Genomic DNA, 4059 nt, shown 5'->3' on the forward strand with positions numbered 1-4059 from the left:
GGCCGGCCGGATCCTTCGGCCTCCGCCTCCGCCACCGGCCGTGGTCCTGGTCGTGGTCCTGGTCCCGGTCCTGGTCCTGGTCAGGGTCCCGGTCAGGCGAACTCCGCCGCGTGGGGTGCGGGCGGTCCGCCGAGCGCGTCGCGCCGCTCGGGCATGGCCAGACTCACCGAGCGGCGCCAGCCGCCCGCACGCTCGAACCCGTACAGCCCCCGGACGCCCGCGGCCAGCACGGCCGACTTGGCGCCGGGCCAGCCGAGGACTGCGCCCATCCGCTCCATCACGGCCAGCCCCACCTCCCGGTAGACCCGGATCTCCTCCAGCGCGCTCTCCCGCAGCACGGCGTGGATGGTGCGGGCGTGGCCCTGTGCGGCCAGGCGCAGCAGTTCCTCGTGGCAGTAGGCGAGGTGGTTGTCCTCGTCCCGGCAGATCATGCGGACGGCCCGGCCGATGTCCGGCTGGTCGCCCAGGTACCGCACCAGCGTGTTCATCTGCTCCGAAGCGCGCTGTTCGGTGACCCTGCTGTGGGCGAGATAGACGATGACGTCCCGCTCGGTGAGCCGCTCGCTGCCGCGCAGCGTCCGGTGGCTCAGGCCGACGCCGCGGCGTTCGAGCAGCATCGTGTAGTCGGCCTCGGCCGGCACCTCGACCGGGTCGAGGCCGCGCTTCTTGAGCAGGGCGTGGAAGATCCGGCCGTGTTTGTCCTCGTCGGCACCGTGCCGGGCGATCTTCGGCGCGAGCGCGCTCATGCTCTCCGGGGCGAGCTCGGCGATCCGGCCGTTCTCCCAGCCGCCCTGGGCCTCACCGCCGGCGGCGATGGAGCAGAAGAGCCGGAACGCGTCATCGCTGTCGACGATCTCCTGGAAAATGCTCCGCGCCGAAAGCACCACGCCACCTCCATGCCGATACCTGACGGTCCGAGTCAAATGCGATATCGGCGGCCCGGCAATGCGAGCCCCTGCCCGTTCGGCCGAAAGGTGGTAGGCGCGCCGGTCGCCCGGAGGCGTAACCGAGCGGCCCCTGAGGCGTTGTTCAGCGCGACGGCCGTGGCGGGGAAGACCCCCCGAGCCCCCACCACGGCCGCAGACTTCCTCCGGGGCTCCCAGCGGTTCCGCCGCCGCGGCCCGCCGTGCTCCGCCTACGCGAGTCCGGCCCGCTCCAGCGCCTCCGTACCGGCGCGCAGCCCGGCCACCCGCTCGTCGAGCGTGAACCCGGCGGGGGCCAGCGTCAGCGTGGTCACCCCGGCCGCGGCATAGGCCTGCATCCGGTCGGCGATCCGCTCGACGGACCCGAGCAGCGTCGTCCGGTCGATCAGCTCGTGCGGTACGGCGGCGGCTGCGCCGTTCTTGTCGCCGCCCAGATACTTCTTCTGGATCTCGGCGGCCTCCTTCTCGTACCCCATGCGCTGCGCGAGCTTGTTGTAGAAGTTCTGCTTGAAGCTGCCCATACCGCCCACGTACAGGGCGGTGTACGGGCGGAACGTGTCGGCCAGCGCCTCTACGTCGTCGCCCACCGCGAGCGGCAGGGTCGGGCAGACGTCGAAGCCCTCCATCGTCAGCCCGGCCTTCTCCCGGCCGGCCCGCAGCGGGCTGATCGCGGTGGACTCCAGGTGCTCGGCCGAGGGGAAGATCAGCAGGGCACCGTCCGCGATCTCACCGGTCTGCTCCAGGTTCTTGGGGCCGATCGCCGCGATGTAGAGGGGAATGTGCTCGCGCTGCGGGTGGACGGTGAGCTTGATGGGCTTGCCGGGGCCGCCGGGCAGCGGCAGCGTCCAGTGCTCGCCCTCGTACGACAGGCGCTCGCGCGACATCGCCTTGCGGACGATCTCCACGTACTCCCGGGTGCGCGAGAGCGGCTTGTCGAACTTGACGCCGTACCAGCCCTCGGAGACCTGCGGCCCCGAGACGCCGAGGCCGAGCCGGAAGCGGCCGCCGGAGAGGGAGTCCAGGGTGGCCGCGGTCATCGCCGTCATCGCGGGCGCCCTGGCCGGGATCTGGAAGATCGCGGAGCCCACGTCGATCCGCTCCGTCTTGGCGGCGACCCAGGAGAGCACGGTCGGCCCGTCCGAGCCGTACGCCTCGGCCGCCCAGCAGACGTCGTAGCCGAGCCGGTCGGCCTCCTGAGCCACGGCGAGGTTGTCGCCGTCCATCCCGGCGCCCCAGTAGCCGAGGTTGATTCCGAGCCGCATGACCGCTCCCTTACCAATGAGTAACGTCCCTGTCGCGGGGACTCTAGCGCGCGCGGGCGGCATCCGTCAGGGGGCGGTTGTCCACAGCCCTCCACCGGGCCGCCCCGCGGCCAGTACTCTCAGCGCCCATGGAGCAGAGGCATCTCGGCCGCACGGGCCTGCGCGTATCCCGGATCGGGCTCGGCACCCTCACCTGGGGGCGGAGTACCGACGAGCATGACGCCGCCGACCTGTTGAAGGCGTTCTGGGAGGCCGGCGGCACCCTCGTCGACACGGCCGATGTGTACGGGGACGGAGACGCCGAGTATCTGCTCGGCCGGCTCTGCGAACGGCTGATACCCCGCAGAGATCTCGTGATCGCCACCAAGGCGGGCAGCGTGCCCGACCCCTACCGCAGGTTCGACGGCTCGCGGGGGCATCTGCTGGCGGCGCTCGACGCCTCGCTGGAGCGGCTGGGTACCGATTACGTGGATCTGTGGCAGGTGCACGCCTTCGACCCGGAGACCCCGCTGGACGAGACGCTCCAGGCGCTGGACATCGCGGTCGCCAGCGGGCGGGCGCGCTATGCGGGGCTGTCCAATTTCTCCGGCTGGCAACTGGCCAAGGCCGCCACCTGGCAGCTCGCGGCGCCCGGGGTCAGGACCCGGCTCGCCAGTACGCAGATGGAGTACTCGCTGCTCCAGCGCGGGGTGGAGCGCGAGGTGCTGCCCGCCGCGGTGGACCTGGGTGTCGGGCTGCTGCCCTCGTCGCCGCTCGGCCGCGGGGTCCTCACCGGTAAGTACCGCCATGCGACTCCGGTGGACTCACGCGGGGCATCGGAGCAGCTGGCGCCCTTCGTCGCGCCGTATCTGGACGACGCCGCGAGCAGGATCGTCGACGCGGTCGCCACGGCGGCCGACGGCCTCGCGACCTCGCCGCTGGAGGTGGCGCTCGCCTGGGTCCGCGACCGGCCAGGAGTGGTCGCCCCGATCATCGGCGCACGCAACGCGCAGCAGCTCACGGCGGCGTTGTCAGTGGAGACGCTTAGTCTTCCTGACGAGATCTGCCGGGCGCTCGACGATGTGTCGGAGCCCGTTCACCGTTATCCCGACCAGGACTGGACCGAGCTGTGAGTACGGATCGCCTCGACACCGAGGCCAGCACCGAGGCCGGGGCCACTCCCGGCGCCGAAGCCGCACCGGAAACAGAACCGGAGACGGACGCGGGGGCGGACGCGGGGACAGAGGCGGGGACAGAGGCGGGGACAGAGGCGCAGGCGGACACGGAGCCGGGGAGCGCGGGGACGGCGAAGGATGCCCCGGCGCCCGGGAAGTCTGCGCCCGAGGAAGCGGCGGCCGGGGAGTCTGCGGCCGCGGAGGCGGTGGCCCCGGCGCCCGGGAAGTCTGCGCCCGAGGAAGGGGCGGCCGGGGAGTCTGCGGCCGAAGACCCGACGGCAGGGCGAGCGGCGCCCACGGACGCGGCGACGCCCGAGGAGCCAACGGCCGGGGAGCCAACGGCCGGGGAGTCAACGGCCGAGGAGTCAACACCCGGGGAACCAGCAGCCGGGGAACCAGCAGCCGAAGACTCGACGGCCGGGAACCCAGTGGCCGAGGAACCAGTGGCCGGGGAACCGGCGACGGGGGAAGCAGCGGTGGCCGGGGAAGCAGCCGCCGAGGCGCCCGCTCTGTCGGAGGCCGAGGCAGAGCTGGCGGCCCAGCGTGAGCTGCGGGCCAGAATCGAGCAGCGCAAAGCCGAGAAGGACGGGCCCATCCAGGCCGGCGCCAAGCTGAGCGGCCGGGCCGCCGATCTGCTCGCCGCGGTCAGGGCGGTGGAGGGCGGCGAGCAGCCGTCCACGCACTTCCCGCCGCCGGCACCCGAGCCGCGCCGCGCCGCCC

At 72.7% G+C, this 4059-nt stretch carries 3 protein-coding genes and 1 pseudogene; 2 read left to right on the top strand and 2 right to left on the bottom strand.

Annotation, left to right across the window (positions count from 1 at the left end):
* Positions 1–92: 92 nt before the first annotated feature.
* Positions 93–884: a ferritin-like domain-containing protein gene (locus tag G3I19_RS35080; protein WP_164267736.1), complete on the bottom strand. Its 792-nt coding sequence runs from the start codon at positions 882–884 to the stop codon at positions 93–95.
* Between the two features lie 251 nt (positions 885–1135).
* Complete coding sequence (locus tag G3I19_RS35085) at positions 1136–2185, bottom strand: LLM class F420-dependent oxidoreductase (protein WP_164267734.1); 1050 nt, start codon at positions 2183–2185, stop codon at positions 1136–1138.
* A gap of 128 nt (positions 2186–2313) precedes the next feature.
* On the opposite strand from G3I19_RS35085, the gene G3I19_RS35090 reads away from it, so the two are divergent.
* Positions 2314–3297, top strand: a complete 984-nt coding sequence (locus G3I19_RS35090) for an aldo/keto reductase (protein ID WP_164267735.1) — start codon at positions 2314–2316, stop codon at positions 3295–3297.
* 518 nt (positions 3298–3815) lie between these two features.
* A pseudogene (locus tag G3I19_RS35095) lies at positions 3816–4059 on the top strand (exodeoxyribonuclease V); the annotation flags it as partial.

Origin of the sequence: Streptomyces sp. SID10853 (assembly GCF_010548145.1) — a bacterium.
Classification (GTDB): Bacteria; Actinomycetota; Actinomycetes; order Streptomycetales; family Streptomycetaceae; genus Streptomyces.

What these genes read in the sequence shown, in the direction of transcription:
- G3I19_RS35090 (WP_164267735.1), top strand. Translation starts at nt 2,314, where the DNA reads ATGGAGCAGAGGCATCTCGGCCGCACGGGCCTGCGCGTATCCCGGATC.
- G3I19_RS35085 (WP_164267734.1), bottom strand. Translation starts at nt 2,185, where the DNA reads ATGCGGCTCGGAATCAACCTCGGCTACTGGGGCGCCGGGATGGACGGC.